Source organism: Oscillibacter sp. MSJ-31, assembly GCF_018918025.1.
Lineage (GTDB): Bacteria > Bacillota > Clostridia > Oscillospirales > Oscillospiraceae > Hominicoprocola.
In genome coordinates, this window is record NZ_JAHLPT010000013.1 from 30619 (window position 1) to 48366 (window position 17748).

Genomic DNA, 17748 nt, shown 5'->3' on the forward strand with positions numbered 1-17748 from the left:
ACAGGAGGGAAACGAAGTGAACCGTACCACATTATTAAAGCAGTACATTCAGGCAAAAGATGTTCTGGTCATGCCCGGCGTCTACGACTGCGTCAGCGCGAAGATCGCCGAGCAGTGCGGCGTGAAGGCCGTTCAGGTGACCGGCTACGGCCTCGCGGGCAGCTATCTGGGAAAGCCGGACGTCGGCATCCTGACCAAGACGCAGATGGTCGAGCTTACGCGCAACATCTGCAACGCCGTCAGCATCCCCGTCATGGCCGACGGCGACACGGGCTTCGGCAACGCGATCAATCTCTACTACGCCGTACAGGAATTTGAAGCGGCGGGCGCGGCGGGCATCAATCTTGAGGATCAGTTTTTCCCGAAGCGCTGCGGTCACATGGGTGGCAAACAGATCATCCCATTCGAGGAGGCCGTGAAAAAGATCGAGGCGGCGGCCACCGCGCGCAAGGACAAGGACTTTGTCATCAACGCCCGCACGGACGCCATTGCCGTCGCCGGCGTGGATGAGGCGATCCGCCGCGGCAATGCCTTTGCCAAGGCCGGCGCCGACCTGATCTTTGTCGAGGCGCCCACTGATCCGGACGATGTCAAGCGCGTCATCCAGTCCATCGACGCGCCGGTAAGCATCAATATGATCTACGCCAAGGGCTCCAAGACGCCCAGCATCCCTATCAAGACGCTTGAAGAGTGGGGCGCGGCCCGCGTGAGCGTGCCGGTTATGCCGCTCTTTGCCGCATCCTTCGCTCTGCGCAAAGCTTACACCGCCGTGGTCAACGACGACGTTGCCTCCATGGACGATGAGATCTTCAAGTTCGCGGAGTTCACTGACCTCGTCGGCCTGCCGGAGATCAAGGAGCTGGAGAAGCGGTTCCTCGCGTCAGAGGAAATGAACGCACGCTACAGCGAAAAGGCATAAGACATGGGAAAGACATTTGCCGAAAAGGTGCTTGGCCGCGCTGCCGGGCATGAGGTGAGCGCCGGCGAGATCGTCATTGTGCGCCCCGACTTCTGCGTCAGTCACGAAAACGGCGCGGCTGTTGTCAAGACTTTCCGCAAATTCGGCGTTCCCTCCGTGTTTGATCCCTCGCGAATTGTTCTCGTCATGGATCACACGGTTCCCGCTGCAACAGCGGGCAACGCCAACTCACAGAAAACCGTCCGGGACTTCACCCATGAGCAGGGGATCACGCACTATTACGACCTCAACTCCTGCGGCGGCGTGTGCCACCAGATCATGGTACAGGAGGGCTATGCGCTTCCCGGATGCATCGTCCTCGGAACAGACAGCCATACCTGCACCTCCGGCGCAGCCGGTGCGTTTGCCGTCGGCATCGGGCGGAGCGAAATGGCGTCGGTTTGGGCGGTGGGAGACATCTGGCTGCGTGTCCCAGAGACCATCAAAATCGTTCTTAAGGGCAGCTTCCGGCCCGGTGTGTCCGCCAAGGACCTGATCCTCAGGATCGTCGGCGACCTCCGTGCTGACGGTGCGGATTATAAGTCCGTCGAGTTCCACGGCGACGCCGCCGACCGGCTGTGCCTTGCCGAGCGGATGACGCTGTGCAACATGGGAATTGAAATGGGCGCGAAAAACGCCGTGTTCAAGCCCAGCGAGGAAGTGCTCGTCCATGCACGTGCACGGGCGAAAAAGGAGGACTGGGAGGTTCTTTGGGCGGACGAAGATGCCGTTTACTGCAGAGAGTTTGTTTATCAGCTCGAGGACATCGTTCCCGGCCTTGCCTGTCCCCATACGGTCGATAACTACGCGACGGTGCGCGAGCATATTGGCATGCCGGTCGATCAGGTCTTTATCGGCGCGTGCACCAACGGACGCCTCGAGGATCTCCGGCTGGCGGCTCAGGTCCTGCGCGGCAGGCATGTCGCCGTCCGCACGATCATCGTTCCTGCCTCGTGCGAAATATACCGCAAAGCGCTGGACGATGGTATCCTTGCCGAGCTGATGGACGCCGGCTGCGTCATCAGCCATCCGGGCTGCGGTCCGTGCGCGGGCGTGATGGGCGGTATTCTGGCCGACGGAGAGGTCTGCGTTTCCACAGCGAACCGCAACTTCAAGGGCCGCATGGGCAACCGTGAGAGCTTCATCTATCTCGCAAGCCCCCTGACCGCGGCCTGCACCGCGCTCAACGGAGCACTGAGTGATCCGACCGAATGGGCAAAGGAGGCGCGGATATGATCGCTGGAAGAGTTTGGAAATTCGGAGACGACGTCAACACGGACGTGATCTTTCCCGGGCGCTATACCTACGAGCCGATGAGCGACGAAGCGATGGGAAAGTACGCGCTTGAGGACGCAGATTCCGCCTTCAACCAAGAGGCAAAACCGGGCGACATCATCATTGCTGGGAAGAATTGGGGCTGCGGTTCCTCCCGCGAGCAGGCCGCCAAATGTCTCAAGGAGCGCGGCGTGGCCGCCGTGATCGCCAAGGGCTTTGCAAGAATTTTTTACCGCAACGCGCTCAACGAGGGTCTGCTGATTCTTGTCTGCTCAGAGGCGGATCAAATCGCGCAGGAAGGGGAAAGCATCTCCGTCGACACCGAGCGCTGCATCATCCGTAGCGTACACGGGGAGTACCGCTTCCAGCCCTATCCCGCCTATGTGCAGGGGCTGGTCGAGGCTGGCGGACTGATCCCCTACACCATCCAGCGCCTGCGGGAAAGGGAAGGGGAGAAGTAAGGCCATGACAAAACAACAAACGCTGCGCCGTCTGCTCGCCGAGCCGGAGACGCTTCTGGTCCCGGGCTGCTATGACTGCATCACGGCGCACATGATCCGGCACGCGGGCTTTCAGGCCGCGTACCTCACCGGATCGGGCATTTCCCTCACAACGCTCGGACACCCCGACGTGAACACGGTCAGCTATGCTGAGCTGCGAAATGTCGTGCAGAACATCTCGCAGGCGATCGACCTGCCGCTCATCGTAGACATTGATACCGGCTTCGGCGGGCCGCTGAACATCATTCGCCTGATTCGGGACTTCGAAAACCTCGATGTAGCGGCTGTGCAGATCGAGGATCAGGTCATGCCAAAGAAATGCGGCCACGAGCTCGGACGTCGGATCGTACCGGCGGATGAGATGGGCTACCGCATCCAGGCTATTCGCGATACGCGGAAGGCACCTGACGGCATGGTCATTGTTGCTCGCACGGACGCAATCACTGATTACGGCATCGATGAGGCGATCCGCCGCGCGAACGCCTATTTGGATTTCGGTGCAGACATTATCTTTGTCGAAAGCCCCGAGACGATGGAGCAGATTACACGAATCGCCACCGAGATCAAGGGCCCTGTGCTGTTCAACAACGTTGAGGGTGGACGTTCGCCCTTTCTCTCGCGCGAACAGCTTAATATGCTCGGCATCCGCGCCGCGATCTATCCCAACATGCTCACACGCATCATCACTAAATCGTGCCTAGACCTGCTCGGCGAGCTCAGGGAGCACGGCACCACAGAGGCCATGTGGGACCGCATAATCCCGCACAAGGATCTCTGGCCCCTGTTTCACAGCGAGGATTGGTACAAAACCGAGCAGAAATACCGGTAAATAGTTTTCCTTGGCATGGGTATGCCTGAAAAAATATGATTGAGAAGGAGAATCAACATGAAGAAAGCGTTATCACTGTTCCTTGCCATGCTCATGGTACTGAGCATGACCGCCTGTGGCGAAAAGGCGCCGGTGGAGGGCCCCACAGAAGATCAGCCCGAAAAGGTTCAGGCGCAGGAGGTCTACTGGTCCGCCTGCAACACCTCCTCCACCTACTATCCCCTTGCCGTTGCGGCGGCCGAAGTCATCAACCAGAATGTCCCCAGCGTGCATGTGACCATCATTGAGAGCGGCGGCACCTCCGATAACTTCAAGGCGCTCGAAGCCGGTCAGGCCTCTTTGGGAAACGCTTCCGATCCGGATACCTACGCCGCGCAGAACGGCGTCGGCAACTTCGAGGGCATGCAGTACACCAAGCCCCGCATCCTTGCCCTGACCAACCCCATCATGTACCTCTTCGCCGTCACCGAGGACAGCGGCATCAAGTGCTTCAGCGACCTGCAGGGCCGCGCCTTTAACCCCGGCGCGATGGGCTCCAACTCTGAGCGCGTGTCCTACGACGTGATCGAGAACATCCTCGGCATCACCCCGGACTGGGTCCCGTGCAGCAACGCTGACGCCGTTTCCTTCCTCAAGGACCGCCGCATCGACGGCTTCCAGCGCAGCGCCTCCACCATCGTCAAGGACAGCAACATCGCCGATATCGAGACGAGCGTTGACATGCACATCCTCAGCTTCACCGAGGAGGAGCAGGCCAAGGTCCTCGAGGCCATTCCCTACTACAGCTTTGCCACCATGGACGGCTCCATCTACGATCAGGAGGACATCACCTCCATCGCCTTCTTCTTCGGCTTCCAGGTCTCTGCTGATATGGACGCCGACACTGTGCACGACATTTTCGCCGCACTGTGCGAAAACGTTGATTACATGGGTCAGTCCTACTCCGCCATCAACGGTCAGAACCTTGCCGAGCTGACCGCGCAGAACGCCAAGGGTTATCTCCACGCCGGCGTCATCAAGTACCTCGACGAGCAGGGCATCTCCTACGATCCCAGCCTGATTCCCCCTGAGTGCAAGTAAAATTTTCCGGATAAACCATGCGCCCGTGCCGGTGCGCGCCGCGGGAAGCCGCGGCGCGCCGGACGGCGCGATCCGATGAGCCACGAAAGGAAAAGCAAATATGGGAGAAAATGTTCAAGCAAAGAAAACGCGGCTTGATTATTTCATCCGCTACTATGCGGTCATCTACGCCGCCTTCCACCTCTACACCGCCTTTTTCGGCAGCCTCCAGAGCCTGCTCCAGCGCCCGATCCATGTCGGCTTCGGTTTAATCTTGGTCCTGTTGCTGCACATCAAAAAGAATCCGGGCAAAAAGCTTGTCCAGATCATTGACTGTGTTCTGATTATCATGTCCGGCATCACGCCAATCTACATGATCACCAATTACACCCGCATTGTCCGGCCCAACTTCCTCCCGACACCGATCGAATACGCGATCGCCATTGCGTTTGTCATCGTTATCTTTGTCTGTACGATTCGACTGATCGGATGGGTGATTCCCGGCCTTGTCATGGTGTTTCTTGTCTACGCCCTCACAGGGCCCTATTTCCCCGGCATTTGGAAACACAATGGCATCAAGCTCACCTATCTTCTTGATAATCTCTACTTCACCGACCGCGGCATTTTCGGTACGGTGACCGGCATTTCCTCGACCATGATCGCGACCTTTGTCATCTTCGGCGCACTGCTCTTCGCTACTGGCGGCGGACAGGCGTTCCTCGACTTGGCAGGTTGCATGGTCGGCAAGACCTACGGTGGCGCAGCAAAGCTCGCCACCGTGGCCAGCGGCCTGTTCGGCACGATCTCCGGCAACGCGGCGTCGAACGTCGCCTCGACTGGTGCGTTTACCATCCCGCTGATGAAGCGGTTGGGCTATGAGCCCGAGTTTGCCGCAGCAGTTGAGGCCTCCGCCTCCTCTGGTGGCCAAATCATGCCGCCAGTCATGGGTGCGGGCGCGTTCATCATGGCAGAAATGCTGATGATGGACTATCTCGACATTGCTAAGTCTGCGCTGATCCCCTCGTTCCTATTCTATTTTGGCATCCTGCTTTCGGTCGACCTCAAGGGTCGCAAGGAGAATCTGCGCGGCGTTCCCGAGGATGAGATCAAGACCTGGAAGGAAGTCCTCGCGCCCCGCCAGTCGCTTCCCATCTTCCTGCCGGTCGGCGTTCTGCTGTTCTTCTTCGTCTGTGGCTACACAGCCGTGACCTGCGCGGCTTATGCCATTGTCGTCGGCGTGGTGTTCTATGTGGTCACACACCTCAAGACCGGCAAGGACATCTTCCGCGTGATGGGCGATGCACTCGAGGGCGGCGCAAAGGACATGCTCTCGGTTATGGCGTTGATTGCATGCGCGCAGATCCTGCTCAACATGATCTCCATGACCGGTGTGAGCGTCAAGTTCACCAACATGGTCATCGCCCTCGGCGGTGAAAGCATCTTTCTTGCCGGTGTGTTCGCCATGTTCGCAACGATGGTTCTCGGTATGGGCCTTCCAACAGTTGCAGCCTATCTGCTCGGTGCCTCCGTCATGGCTCCCGCGCTGATTCGTTTGGGCGTTGCTCCTCTCGGCGCGCACTTCTTCATCTTCTATTACTCCATCTTCGCCGGTCTCACGCCGCCGGTCTGTGCGACGGTGTTCATTGCCTCGGCGTTGGCCAAGGCCAAGTGGGTCAAGACCGCCATGTATGCGCTGCTCATCAGCGTCGGCGCGTTCGTAATCCCGTTTGTTTACCTCACCAATCCGGCGCTTCTCCTTATCGGCACAGTGCCTGAGATCATCCGCGTTGCGATCTCGTCCACGTTCGGTATCCTGTGCCTGTCGGTTGCCGGCATGGGCTATCTGCGCGGTGATGCGCCGTGGTACCTCAGAGTCCCCCTTGCCGTGTGCGGCATCCTGCTGGTCATGCCGTCCGCGATGACGGACTACATCGGTTACGGCATCGGCATCGTCAGTCTGGCCGCGCAGCTCTTTGTTTGCGGTCCACGCGCGAAGAAGCTGGCTGCGGTCAAAGAGAACACGTAAACAAAGCAATCAAAAAGAAACGGCAGGCTCACGGACTCTCTGCAAGGCCGTGAGCCTGTTTCTCAAATCGAAAAGCTGAGAAAAGGGAGGAGCTGTCATGCCAGAGAAACGAACGATCCGGCGGGAGACCGCCGATGTGCTCTCGCCGGAGCATACCGCGCTGGTGGTGCTGGACGGGACAGGGGAGGCGTACCGCACGCGCATCCCGCAACTCGTCCGCGCGGCGCGCTCGTGCGGCGTGCCGGTCATTTTTACCGAATACCGGCCTCTGCATCGCTTCGGCGAGGCGGCGGTGAGCGCGACCAATGATGCTTTGCTGCTCATGGGAGAAGGGGATGTCCGCATTCCACGCGTCAGCAGCAGCTGCTTTTTTGGGAACTGCCTGCACGCACTGCTTCAGGAAAATCGAATTGAGTCGGTGGTACTCTGTGGCGGGACGACAGAGACAAGTCTGTATACATCTGTATGTGAAGCGCAGTATCACGACTATTATGCCTGCTTCGTGCCGGACACGGCGGCGAGCGAGGGAGAGGAGACCGGCGCGTGCGCGCTGACCCTGCTCCAAAAGCGCTATCGCATGATTGACACACCGACACTCGCAGCGCTTTGGTCATGCGCACCACGCGTCTGCCGCATTGCTGCTGCACCGGTGAGGAAAGGGCATCTGGATCCTGAGCACACCGCGTTGGTCGTCGTCGATATGCAGAAGGACTTCTGCGATCCGGATGGCGAATACGCCAAAACGAGAGATGTCAGCGCCGTGCAGAAGATCATCCCCGTCATCCGCGCGCTGGTCGACGACGCGCACCGGAACGGCGTTCTGGTGCTCTATTTCAGCCAGTTCACGCCGCATAATGACCGCGCCGACAACGGAGCGAGCCTTGCTTTCAAAACGCGCGACGGGAAGAAGGCCTCCTATGCGCTCGAGGGTTCAGTCGGCCAGGAATACATCGACGCGCTTCCGCTCGCGTATGCGGACGTCGTTGTTCCGAAGCTGCGCTCGAACGGATTCCATGATACCTGGATGGAAAAGATTCTCCATGCCAACGCGATCACGCACCTTGTCGTCACGGGTACGCAGACGGAAGGCTGCGTGCTCGGCACCATGATGGGCGCGGAGCAGAACGGCTTTACCGTTATTCCGGTTGCGGACGGCATGGAGACCTCTGTGGCCAATGTTCAGCAGCCGGCGCTTCGGCTCATCGATCATCGCTTCAAGCTCTGGAACGCGCAGGATGTGATGGCAGCCTGGCAGCGTGTAGAACAGTAACACATTGGGATAGAATAAGTAAGGTGGTGTATCCGTAGATGCACCACCTTTTTCTTTCACAGAGTCCAGAACGAGCTGCCCGCTACCGACGCCCTCGGTCACACCGCCGACGGTCTGTCCACGCCACTGCGTCAACACGGTGTGCTGACGCAGGAATACCTGTGAGTCCGGCTTTGCCGAGACGAACCGCTGCATCAGCCTTTTCATCGTTATTTACATCCCAGCCGTTATCGAAAAGAGCTAGCTGATGTGCGGTTTATTTCTCCGCTCCCCTCTTTTGAACAAAAATTTGATTTTGTTCAATTCCGCATCTCAAATAATCAGGAAGCTCACGCGCTTCCCTTTTTATTGAAGATGTGGAGCTGAACGAATCCGATATTACTAGGAATGGATACATCTTTGCAGTTATCTCCTGTCGATGCAATCTATTTTATTCTTTCAAAAAACTGCCTGCCATGAGTCAATCACGGTAGGCAGTTTTGCTATGTGCGGGCTCAGACAAGCATGTCATCCAGCAAGAAGTCGATGACGCCGATATTGAGAATACCGTTGTCATCATACCAACGCTTGCGAATGTCATGACGCACGATAATCTTCGGAAAAGAATCGCCGGTCAGCGCGAAGGGCTTGTTTTCGGTGATTGCCTTTTCCTCGGTCCCCAATGCGTAGGCGGATTGAATGTAGGTCTTCTTACCACCGGAGGTCGCAATGAAGTCGATCTCCCGCGCGACCGGCGTGATCCTTCCTTTGGCATTTTTCTCATTGCCATAGACGATGCCGATGTCAACGGAGCATTCACGGATCATCAGTTCATTGAAAATGATGTTCTCCATGATGTGCGTCATCTCCTGCTGGCGGAAGCCGATGCGGGCATTTCTCAACCCGATATCCTCACAGTAGTATTTGTTGGGATAGTCAAAATAGCTCTTGCCCTTGACATCCCAGCGTTTGCATTCGGTGAAGAGGAAGGAATCCGATAAGTGATCCATATAGGCTTTCACGGTGTTCAGGGCAACGACATTCTCACCGCTGCGCTTCTGCACGGTGTTGATGGTGGTTGCAACCTTCGTCGGATTGGTCAGAGACCCGATAGACGAACACAGCAGATCAAGAATAGCGGACAGTACATCCTCACGCTTGATCTTCTTCCGCTCTACAATGTCCTTCAGATAGACCTCAGAAAACAGCGATTTCAGATATGCCATCTTTGCAGCGTCTGTGGGACGGGAAAGGATCAGCGGCATACCGCCGTAGAAAGCAAACTCATCAAAAGCGTCCTGCTTATCACCACCGACAGCCGAGTAGTATTCGGCAAAGGAAAGCGGATGCACACGGATCTCATCGCTGCGCCCTCTAAACTCGGTCAATATATCCGAGGACAGCATTTTGGAGTTGCTGCCGGTCACATAAATGTCCAAGTTGGACAAGGCATTCAAATCGTTAAGCGCGTCGTAGAAGGTGATCTTCTTTCCGTCCGGATTGTAGGGATTCGGAACTTCATCCGACATCTGGATCTCGTCTACAAAGAGATAATACTGGTCTGCGCTGTGTTCTACGATCTCACGGACGTGAGAGGCAATCTCCAACGGATTGCGATAGCGAATATCATGGGTCAAGTCCAACTCAAAGGACAGGATGTGGTCTTCTGCAACGCCCTCGCCAAGAAGGTAGCTCTTGAACAGCTTGCGAAGCAGATAGGACTTGCCGCACCTGCGAATACCGGTGATCACCTTTACCTGACCGTCCCACATAAAGGAGATGATTTTTTTCAAATAGCGATCTCGTTTGATTTCCATAGCTCTACCCCTTCTGTTGAAGATTTACCCGATATTATCATGTTACATTTCAATGAATACTATACATAAACAGAGCGGATTAATCAACCCCTTCATTGAAAAATTTATTGCAAATTCAGAAAACTTATCAACAAAAAAGCGATCGGCCATTGTGGAGCAAGGGCGTATTACGGGTGGTCTGAGTTCGATTAGCTGTTGCTGTCAATCTGGGTAATGCCATTTAGAGATGCCGTGCAGTTTTTGAAAACAGAGTTGGTAACTACCCGCTTGCAATTTGCAGCATCTCCCGAAGCAGCGTGCGCATCATCAGCGTCGCCGCCTGCACACGGGTGGTCGTGTCCTTGGGGGCCAAGAGCATTCCGCTGTTCTGCGCGATGCTGGTCACGAGGCCGGAGCCGCAGGCCCACTGCATCGCGGGGATGGCGTATCCTCTGACGGTCAGCGTGTCATCGAAGCTCAGAATGTTCGTGTCCTCACCGATGCTCACATCATAGCTCGGAATGGTTAATTCCGCCTGGCGCTAATACCAATAAAACATAAAAGCGGATAAAATCTTATTGCTCGGATCGGACGCAAACGAGATCACGGCGTATACCTATCTGCACTTCACCACGGTATGTGTCCTTATCGACAGGCTCTCCACAGAGAGAGCATATCAAACATCTGCTAATGATGGTTTTTTCTTTCCTTATCGAACTTCGGCCCAAAATACGTCCGGCAGAATTCAATAAAGGTTCTCACCGGCGGCCGCTGCGCCGTCTCCGCCAGATAGATCAGATAATCGTTTCGCGCGATCGGCTCACCGCGGTTATCCTTCAGAATGCAGCGGTAAAGACCGGACTCATTCTGATAAACCCGGTGATCCATCAGAATGCTATAGCCCAGGCCATGCGTGACCATCTCCACGCAGGTCTGAATGCTCGGCACATTCATGCCGATGCGGGGTGGAATATCAAAATTATTCTGCCACCAGTTTGTGATCATATTTTTCGTGTTTGCGCTCATGCGGGAGTCAATGCGCGGAAGAAACGGAAGATCCGCCAGCTCCACCGGCTTGGAATAGATCATGGTCATATACTCCTGCCGGATAAAATCCTGCTCAAAAACCCACGGCTGGTCGCCGCAGACAAACGCAAGATCGGCCTGCCCGTTATGCACGCGCTGCGCGGCTTCCCCGCTGCCGATCGCGTGCAGGATCAGATGAATATCGGGATGCAGCTCTCCGAACCTCTGAAAAAGCTCGGGCAGGATCTCGTGCGACAGCGAACCGGCCGAGGCAATGGTGATCGTCGTTTCCTTCCGCTCATGAAGGCCGAGCAGCGCCCGCCGCAGCTCCTTGTATTCCTCCAGGCTGCGCATGGCATACTGGACAATATACTCCCCCTCCGGCGTGAACTGAACCCCCTTTACATTCCGGTAAACGATCACAGTGTCCAGTTCGTGCTCGATCTGCTGAAGCCGCTTGGTCAATGCAGGCTGCGACACAAAAAGAGCCTGTGCGGCCTGCGTGAGGTTTTTGCTGTGATAGAGCGTGATGAGAAACTCATAGTCCCCTAATTTCTGCATAAATTCTCCTCCGTCTTTCAAAAAAACAGTATAATTGTGAAAATTTTATCAAAACCGCTTCTATTATTATATCAAATACACAAAAAAATAGCATCAAGTTTGGCGGAATGCATCAAACCCGGAATGGCAACAATAACTTTTGGTTATATAATATCTAAAGTGTTTGTATTTTACAAGGCCTATTTTTCATCGTAAAATAGCATTACATTAAGTCCACCGCTTGATGTAATCAAACAAATCGAAAGGAAGAATTGTTATGAAACGCACGTCTCGATTCCTTGCTCTGCTTCTCAGCGCCGTCATGCTGCTTGCCCTTGCCGGCTGCGGCGGCAAGGATACCACTCCCGCCCCCCAGCCCTCTGACGGGGATGCGGCCGGCGAAGCTATTGTCTACCCGGCCGACCTGCTCAACTACTATGTTGCCGCGTCTGCCGGCGGTGGTCTCGATATTGTCTCCCGTGCCTTCACCAATCAGTGGGAGGATGCGCTCGGCACCACCTTCGAGTATATCTACGAGGATACCGGCAACACCTACCTCATGGCGCTCAACGATCTCGGCGGTCTTGATGAAGACGAGTTCGGCGTGATCTGCGGCCTGCCCGAGGCGATGCTCGGTATGTTTGCGTTCCAGGATTCTCCCTACACCGTGGATGACATCGCCTGGATCGGCAACGTCTACACCGACGCGAACTGCCTGATGGTCCGCATCGACGATGACCGCTTCAACTCCGCGCAGGATCTGATCGACTATGCGCGCACCGCGTCCAGCCCCATCGCCATCTCCACGCCGCAGGCTCTTACGCCCGCCAACATCACCGCGCAGATCTTCGTTGAGGCCTCCGGCATCAATGCCAATGTCGTCACCTACAGCGGCGGCTCCGGCGCCCGCAACGACCTCATCGGTGGTCACGTCGACGTCTCCGTCGGCGGCATCTCCACTGCGGTCGGCCTGGCCGATCAGGTGAAGATCATCGGCATCTTCGGCGAAAACAACCCCGTCACGGACATCTGGCCCGACGCGCAGGTCGTTTCCGATTTTGCCACCGACTTCGAAATGCCCGACCTGACCTGCCACTGCTCCATCTGGACCACGAAGGCTATGGCCGAGAGAAACCCCGAGGTCTACCAGATGCTGGTCGATACCTATGCGCAGGCGATCCAGTCCGACGACGCTGCGACGAACCTGAAGAACGCCAACCAGGATCGCTTCATCGATTACTTCGGTCCCGATGAAACGGCCGCCAACGCCACCGGCTTTATGAAGACGCTCGAGGACTACGCCTATCTGCTCGATCCGGCAAACGGCTGAGCAATCGCTTACCTTGTGAAAGGAGAATCCCATGAAAAAGAAACTGCCATGGGGTGAGGTCAGCTTTTTAACCGTCATCGTGCTCTGCATTGCCTACTACTTCTTCTCTGTGAAAGGCTATGGCCTCAAGGCCGTTCTTTGGCCATATATTCTGATGGCAGGTGCACTTCTGTGTGTTCTTTTTATTGCGGTCGAACTGGTCCGGAACGCCTCCGCGGAAGCGAAGGCGGACCAGACGGCCGCGGAAAAGAAAACCCTCGGCGACTGGTTCAAGGCGAATTCCCCCATCTTTGTCATCATCGCTTCCCTGCTGTGCTACGCGCTGCTGCTCAAAACGCTTGGCCTGCACCTGTGCAACTTCCTGCTGAGCTTCTTCCTTGTCTATTACCTGAGCAAGGGAAAGTGGAAAACGGCACTGATCACCGCCGTCTGCATCACATTGGCATTCTATCTGATCTTTGACCTGTCGCTTGGGCTTCGCCTGCCGAAGGGCAAGCTGTTCAAGTTGCTGAAATCACTCTGAGGAGGCGCGTGAAATGGAAAACTTACTGCTTGGCCTTCAGGAGCTTGCCGACCCTCAGGTGCTTCTCTTTATTTTGATCGGCGGTGTCGTCGGATTGCTGGCGGGCGCCATTCCCGGCCTGAACGACACCAACATTCTCACCCTCTTTTTGTCCTTTGTCGTCTTTCTGGACCCGTTTCCTGCGGTCATTCTGATGACGGCGGTATTCATTGCCTGCCAGACGGCGGGCTCCATTCCCGCGATTCTCATCAATATCCCCGGCACGCCCTCCACCGCGGCTTCCACGCTTGAGGGCTATCAGCTGACCAAACGCGGCCTTGCCGGTCAGGCGCTCGGCTGTTCGTTCGGCTCGTCGCTGATGGGTACGGTCCTCGGCGGTCTGATGGGTCTGATCTTCGCGCCGGTCCTCGGTCATTACGCGCTCAGCTTCGGCCCGCCCGAAATGTTCATGCTGGCCCTGTTCGGTATGACCGCCGTCGCCTCTCTGACCGGCAGCTCCGTCTCCCGCGGCCTGCTGGCCGCGATCCTCGGCCTTCTGGTCGGCACGGTCGGTCTGGACTACTTCCTCGGCGTCACGCGCTGCACCTTCGGCGTGGCAGAGCTTTACGGCGGCGTGCCGCAGATCCCACTGCTGCTTGGTCTGTTCGGCGTCAGCGAGCTGTACTCCCTGATCTTCAAGAAATCCATCGGCGCCGGCACAACGACGGACGCCCCCGACGTGAAGAGCCAGTTTGAGGGCTTCCGCGCGGCGTTCCGCTATAAGAAGGCCATGCTGATCTCGGCGGTCATCGGCTTCATCATCGGCGTGATCCCCGGAACGGGTGCCACCATCGCCTCCTTCACGAGCTATGGCATGGCGCGCTCCGTGTCCAAGGAGCCCGATAAGTTCGGCACCGGCCACTATGAGGGCCTTGTCGCGACCGACACCGCGAACAACGCCAGCGTCCCCGGCTCCATCGTCCCGGCTCTGACGCTCGGCATTCCCGGCAGCGGCACGACCGTCCTCTTCATCAGCGCCTTCCTCATGCACGGTATGCAGCCCGGCCCGTCGTTCTTCAGCAATTACCTGCCGGAATCCAACGCGATTTTTATCACCGTCATTCTCGTCGGCGTTCTTGCGAGCGTTGTCGGCATCTTCATGGCAAAATACATGGTCAAGATCGTGTCTCTGCCGACCTATATTCTCGGCCCGATCATCGCCATCTTCTGCCTGCTGGGCGCCTACATCTGTCGAAACAAGGTCAATGACCTGTTCATTATGATGGTCTTCTCCATTCTGGCCATCTTCCTGAAGAAGTACAATTACTCTCTTCCGGCCTTCCTGCTCGGCGTGATCCTCGGCCCCATCATCGAGCCGAACTTCTTCCGCGCGCTGGCCATCTCCAACAATGACTACTCCATCTTTTTCACCCGCCCCATCTGTATCGTCCTGTGGCTTATGTGCGCCGCGACGCTGCTGATGCCCAAGCTCATCAGCCGCCGCACGGCAAAGAAAGGAGTCGAAAGCAAATGAATATCACCTATGATACGATCCGCGGAAGCAGGATCGTGACCGCCAAGGATCAGGGAGCGCTGATCCTGCGTACCGGAACCGTGTACGACGGGATCGGGCGGGAAGCCTCCCACGACCTCGATCTGCTGCTCGACGGCGGAAAGATCGTGCAGGTCGCGCCGCGCGGCAGCTTTGACGGCAAGGGTCTCCCCGTGTGGGACTGCTCCGACAAGTTCGTGATGCCCGGCCTGATCGAGGCGCACCTTCATATGTCCGGCATGCACACGCAGGAGCCCTACCGCCGCTATTTTGAAAACAACGACGTCCGCCTGATCCGCGCGCTGGGTCACGCCGAGGAGTTGCTCGCGCACGGCTATACGACCGTACGCGAGCTGGGCGCCAAGGGCCGCGGCATCGGGATCCGCGAGGGTATCGGCAAGGGCTTGTGCCGCGGTCCGCGTATCCTGACGTCCATCGAGTTTCTCTCCCCGACCGGCGGACACGGCGACTGGCCGATCCTGCCCTATGATTTCGTGAAGGAGACCTCCATGCGCAGCGTCCTCGTGGACGGCCCGGACCAATGCGTGTATGCGGTCCGCCGCCTGCTGCGCGAGGGGGCCGACCTGGTGAAGATCGTCACCGCGACCGGAAACATGGGCCAGCCCTATGACAACATGAAGTTCCGCGCCTGCTTCAATCTCAAGGAGATCCGCGCCATGAGCGACGAAGCGCACGAGCAGGGCAAAAAGATCGCGGCGCACGTCGTCGGCGACGTCGGCCTGCGCAACGCGCTCGACGGCGGCATCGACACCATTGAGCACTGCCTGTTCAACTTTGAGAAGAACCCCGAGCTGCTGGAAAAGATGCTGGAAAAGAAGGTCACGCTGGTCCCGACGCTCTCCATCATCAAATGGTTCGGCGAGTACGAGGAAAAGAACGGCAATCAGGCGGCCGCCGACCGCTTCTACCACAATGTGGAAAAGCACGGCGAATTTGTAAAGGCGGCCTGGGAGGCCGGCGTGCCCATCGCCTGCGGTACGGACGAAAACGGAATGCACGGCACCGGCCGCTGCCCGGAGGAATACGTCTCCCTCGCCAAGGCGGGCCTGCCGAACTATGCGATCCTGCAGGGCGCGAACAGCGTCGCCGCGAAAACGCTGGACCTTCAGGACAAGACCGGCTCGCTCGAGGCGGGCAAATCCGCGGACATTCTCGTCCTGAACAAGAACCCGCTGGAGGACATCTCGATCCTGCGCAGCAAGGAAAACATTGCCTACGTCGTGCAGGGCGTGTAAGGAAAGGAAGCGTTTTATGAGCCTGATCGAAAAAAATTCCATGCTGGAAAAAATGAAGCGCGGCGAGCCGGTGCTCGGCTGTCAGGTACGCAGCCGTTCCCCGCTCATCGCGGAAATGCTAGGCTACTGCGGGCTGGACTATGTGTTCATCGAGGGCGAGCACTTCGTACATAACATCGAAACCGTCGAAAACCAGATCCGCGCCATTCAGGTCGCAGGCGCGGTACCGATCGTCCGTATCCCGAGCCATGAGGACGGACTGATCCTGCAGGTCATTGAGGCCGGCGTGATGGGCGTCATCTTCCCCCACATCGACACGAAGGAACAGGCGCTCCACGCGATCCGCGAGGTGAAGTACCCGCCGGTCGGAAACCGCGGCTTCGGCGACTCCGCCCGAGCCTCCAAGTTCGGCTTCCTGCCGACCGAGCAGTTTCTCGACTACGTCAACGAGAATGTAATGGTCATCGGCATGATCGAAAGCCGGGAGGGCATCCGCAATCTGGACGAGATTCTCTCCACCGGCATTGACGTGCTGCGCATCGGCGCGAAGGACCTGTCTCTGGATATGGGCTATGGCGGCGTCGTCACGCCCGAGGTGAAGGAGACGGTCAAGGAGGTCTGCCGCCGCATCCGCGATTCCAAGGTCATTCTCGGCGACGCGGGCCTTGGCGGCCTGACCTCGCAGGAGGATTTTGATGAGCTTTGCGCGCTCGGCTGCCGTATGTTCACGGTGGGCTCCGACATGGCCTGCATCAAGCAGGCGGTGGTCGGCAAGCGCAAGAGCTTTGACGCATTCAAGCAAACCCACTTCGCTGAGAAGTGAACGAAGATTTAGGAGGTCATCCCTTGTCCTATCGCATTTTAGTTACAGAGGCCATGTCCGAGGACGGACCGGACTGGCTGCGTGCCAACGGCTATGAGGTCAAATACGGCCGCGGCACCGACGAAAAAACACTCATTGAAGATTTACAGGACTGCGACGGCGTGATCCCCCGCCTCGCCGTGATGAGCGACGCAGTGATCTCCGCGTGCCCGCGGCTCAAGGTCATCGCACGCCACGGCTCCGGCGTCGATACAGTCGACCTGGAGAGCTGCCGTCGTCACGGCGTCCGCGTGGTCAATACCCGCGGCAGCAACAGCGTGGCGGTCGCCGAGCACGCGATGCTGCTGGTGCTCGCCTGCGCCAAGACGCTCAACGTCCTGCAGGACCGTTACCGCGCAGGTCAGTTCAAGGAGGCGCGCAAGCTCGCCGCCGGTGTGGAGATCTCGGGAAAGACGCTCGGCGTTTTCGGCTTCGGTCAAATCGGGCGCCGCGTCGCTGCGATGGCGCACGACGGCTTTGGTATGAAGATTCTGGCATTTGATCCCTTCTGCAAGCCTGAAAGCGTACCCGACTATGTCGCTTTGGTGTCTGACCGCGACGAGATCTTTGACAACGCCGATTTTATCACCCTGCACATGGCGGCCACGGCGGAAAACAAGCACGGCATCGGCGCGCGTGAATTCGCGCGCATGAAAAAGACCGCCTGCCTGATCAACACCGCCCGCGGCAGTCTGGTCGATGAGGCGGCGCTGATCGAGGCGCTGCGCGCCGGAGAGATCGCCGGCGCGGGTCTCGACGCCACGGAGCCGGAGCCGGCTGACGCGGCAAGTCCCCTCTTCCGCATGGAAAACGTCATTATGACGCCGCACTGCGGCGGCAGCACCAAGGAATCCAAAAGCCGCTCCTCCCTCGGCGCGGCAAAGGGCTGCGACGAGGTGCTCACCGGCAAGCCGATCACGAGCCCCGTGCTCTGATTCCATATTGAATACTTATCTTTCTCCTACGGGAAGCGGTGGCACATCGACCG

16 protein-coding genes are annotated in these 17748 nt (G+C 57.6%); 13 read left to right on the plus strand and 3 right to left on the minus strand.

Going from position 1 to position 17748, the window contains the following annotated elements; translation table 11 throughout:
- The first annotated feature begins 16 nt into the window (after positions 1-16).
- The 7 genes from KQI17_RS09450 (at position 17) to KQI17_RS09480 (ending at position 7917) form a co-directional block, all read left to right on the plus strand.
- Complete coding sequence (locus KQI17_RS09450) at positions 17-919, plus strand: isocitrate lyase/PEP mutase family protein (protein WP_216495911.1); 903 nt, start codon at positions 17-19, stop codon at positions 917-919.
- Positions 920-922: 3 nt separating this feature from the next.
- Positions 923-2194: a 3-isopropylmalate dehydratase large subunit gene (locus KQI17_RS09455; protein WP_216495912.1), complete on the plus strand. Its 1272-nt coding sequence runs from the start codon at positions 923-925 to the stop codon at positions 2192-2194.
- Complete coding sequence (leuD, locus tag KQI17_RS09460; RefSeq protein ID WP_216495913.1) at positions 2191-2694, plus strand: 3-isopropylmalate dehydratase small subunit; 504 nt, start codon at positions 2191-2193, stop codon at positions 2692-2694. The genes KQI17_RS09455 and leuD overlap by 4 nt, the downstream gene beginning before the upstream one ends.
- 4 nt (positions 2695-2698) lie before the next feature.
- Positions 2699-3562 carry an oxaloacetate decarboxylase gene (locus KQI17_RS09465; RefSeq protein ID WP_216495914.1) on the plus strand — a complete coding sequence of 288 codons (864 nt, stop codon included), beginning with the start codon at positions 2699-2701 and terminating at the stop codon, positions 3560-3562.
- A 57-nt stretch (positions 3563-3619) separates the two neighbouring features.
- Positions 3620-4642, plus strand: coding sequence for a TAXI family TRAP transporter solute-binding subunit (locus KQI17_RS09470; RefSeq protein ID WP_216495915.1), 1023 nt, complete (start codon positions 3620-3622; stop codon positions 4640-4642).
- Positions 4643-4742: 100 nt separating this feature from the next.
- The gene (locus KQI17_RS09475; RefSeq protein WP_216495916.1) at positions 4743-6647 is read left to right on the plus strand and encodes a TRAP transporter fused permease subunit; all 1905 of its coding nucleotides are present in this window, start codon (positions 4743-4745) and stop codon (positions 6645-6647) included.
- A 97-nt stretch (positions 6648-6744) separates the two neighbouring features.
- Positions 6745-7917, plus strand: coding sequence for an isochorismatase family protein (locus tag KQI17_RS09480; RefSeq protein ID WP_216495917.1), 1173 nt, complete (start codon positions 6745-6747; stop codon positions 7915-7917).
- A 494-nt stretch (positions 7918-8411) separates the two neighbouring features.
- On the opposite strand, the gene KQI17_RS09485 is transcribed toward KQI17_RS09480, so the two are convergent.
- From KQI17_RS09485 to KQI17_RS09495, 3 genes are all read right to left on the minus strand, one after another.
- The gene (locus KQI17_RS09485; protein WP_216495918.1) at positions 8412-9713 is read right to left on the minus strand and encodes an ATP-binding protein; all 1302 of its coding nucleotides are present in this window, start codon (positions 9711-9713) and stop codon (positions 8412-8414) included.
- A 259-nt stretch (positions 9714-9972) separates the two neighbouring features.
- A complete protein-coding gene (locus KQI17_RS09490) occupies positions 9973-10200 on the minus strand; it encodes a hypothetical protein (protein WP_216495919.1) in 228 nt (75 codons plus the stop codon).
- A 179-nt stretch (positions 10201-10379) separates the two neighbouring features.
- Positions 10380-11279: a LysR family transcriptional regulator gene (locus tag KQI17_RS09495; RefSeq protein WP_216495920.1), complete on the minus strand. Its 900-nt coding sequence runs from the start codon at positions 11277-11279 to the stop codon at positions 10380-10382.
- Between the two features lie 256 nt (positions 11280-11535).
- Between KQI17_RS09495 and KQI17_RS09500 the strand changes: the two genes are divergently transcribed.
- From KQI17_RS09500 to KQI17_RS09525, 6 genes are read left to right on the plus strand one after another with little or no spacing between them, the layout of a single operon-like run.
- The gene (locus KQI17_RS09500; protein ID WP_216495921.1) at positions 11536-12588 is read left to right on the plus strand and encodes a tripartite tricarboxylate transporter substrate binding protein; all 1053 of its coding nucleotides are present in this window, start codon (positions 11536-11538) and stop codon (positions 12586-12588) included.
- Positions 12589-12619: 31 nt separating this feature from the next.
- Entirely contained in the window at positions 12620-13111 is a 492-nt protein-coding gene (locus KQI17_RS09505; protein ID WP_216495922.1) for a tripartite tricarboxylate transporter TctB family protein, read from the plus strand.
- Positions 13112-13124: 13 nt separating this feature from the next.
- On the plus strand, positions 13125-14624 hold the full coding sequence (locus tag KQI17_RS09510) for a tripartite tricarboxylate transporter permease (protein ID WP_216495923.1): 1500 nt from the start codon (positions 13125-13127) through the stop codon (positions 14622-14624).
- The gene (locus tag KQI17_RS09515) at positions 14621-15898 is read left to right on the plus strand and encodes an amidohydrolase family protein (protein WP_216495924.1); all 1278 of its coding nucleotides are present in this window, start codon (positions 14621-14623) and stop codon (positions 15896-15898) included. Before KQI17_RS09510 ends, KQI17_RS09515 begins: the two co-directional genes overlap by 4 nt.
- A 16-nt stretch (positions 15899-15914) precedes the next feature.
- Positions 15915-16721, plus strand: a complete 807-nt coding sequence (locus tag KQI17_RS09520) for an HpcH/HpaI aldolase/citrate lyase family protein (protein ID WP_216495925.1) — start codon at positions 15915-15917, stop codon at positions 16719-16721.
- Positions 16722-16744: 23 nt separating this feature from the next.
- The gene (locus tag KQI17_RS09525) at positions 16745-17695 is read left to right on the plus strand and encodes a hydroxyacid dehydrogenase (RefSeq protein WP_216495926.1); all 951 of its coding nucleotides are present in this window, start codon (positions 16745-16747) and stop codon (positions 17693-17695) included.
- Positions 17696-17748 lie beyond the last annotated feature (53 nt).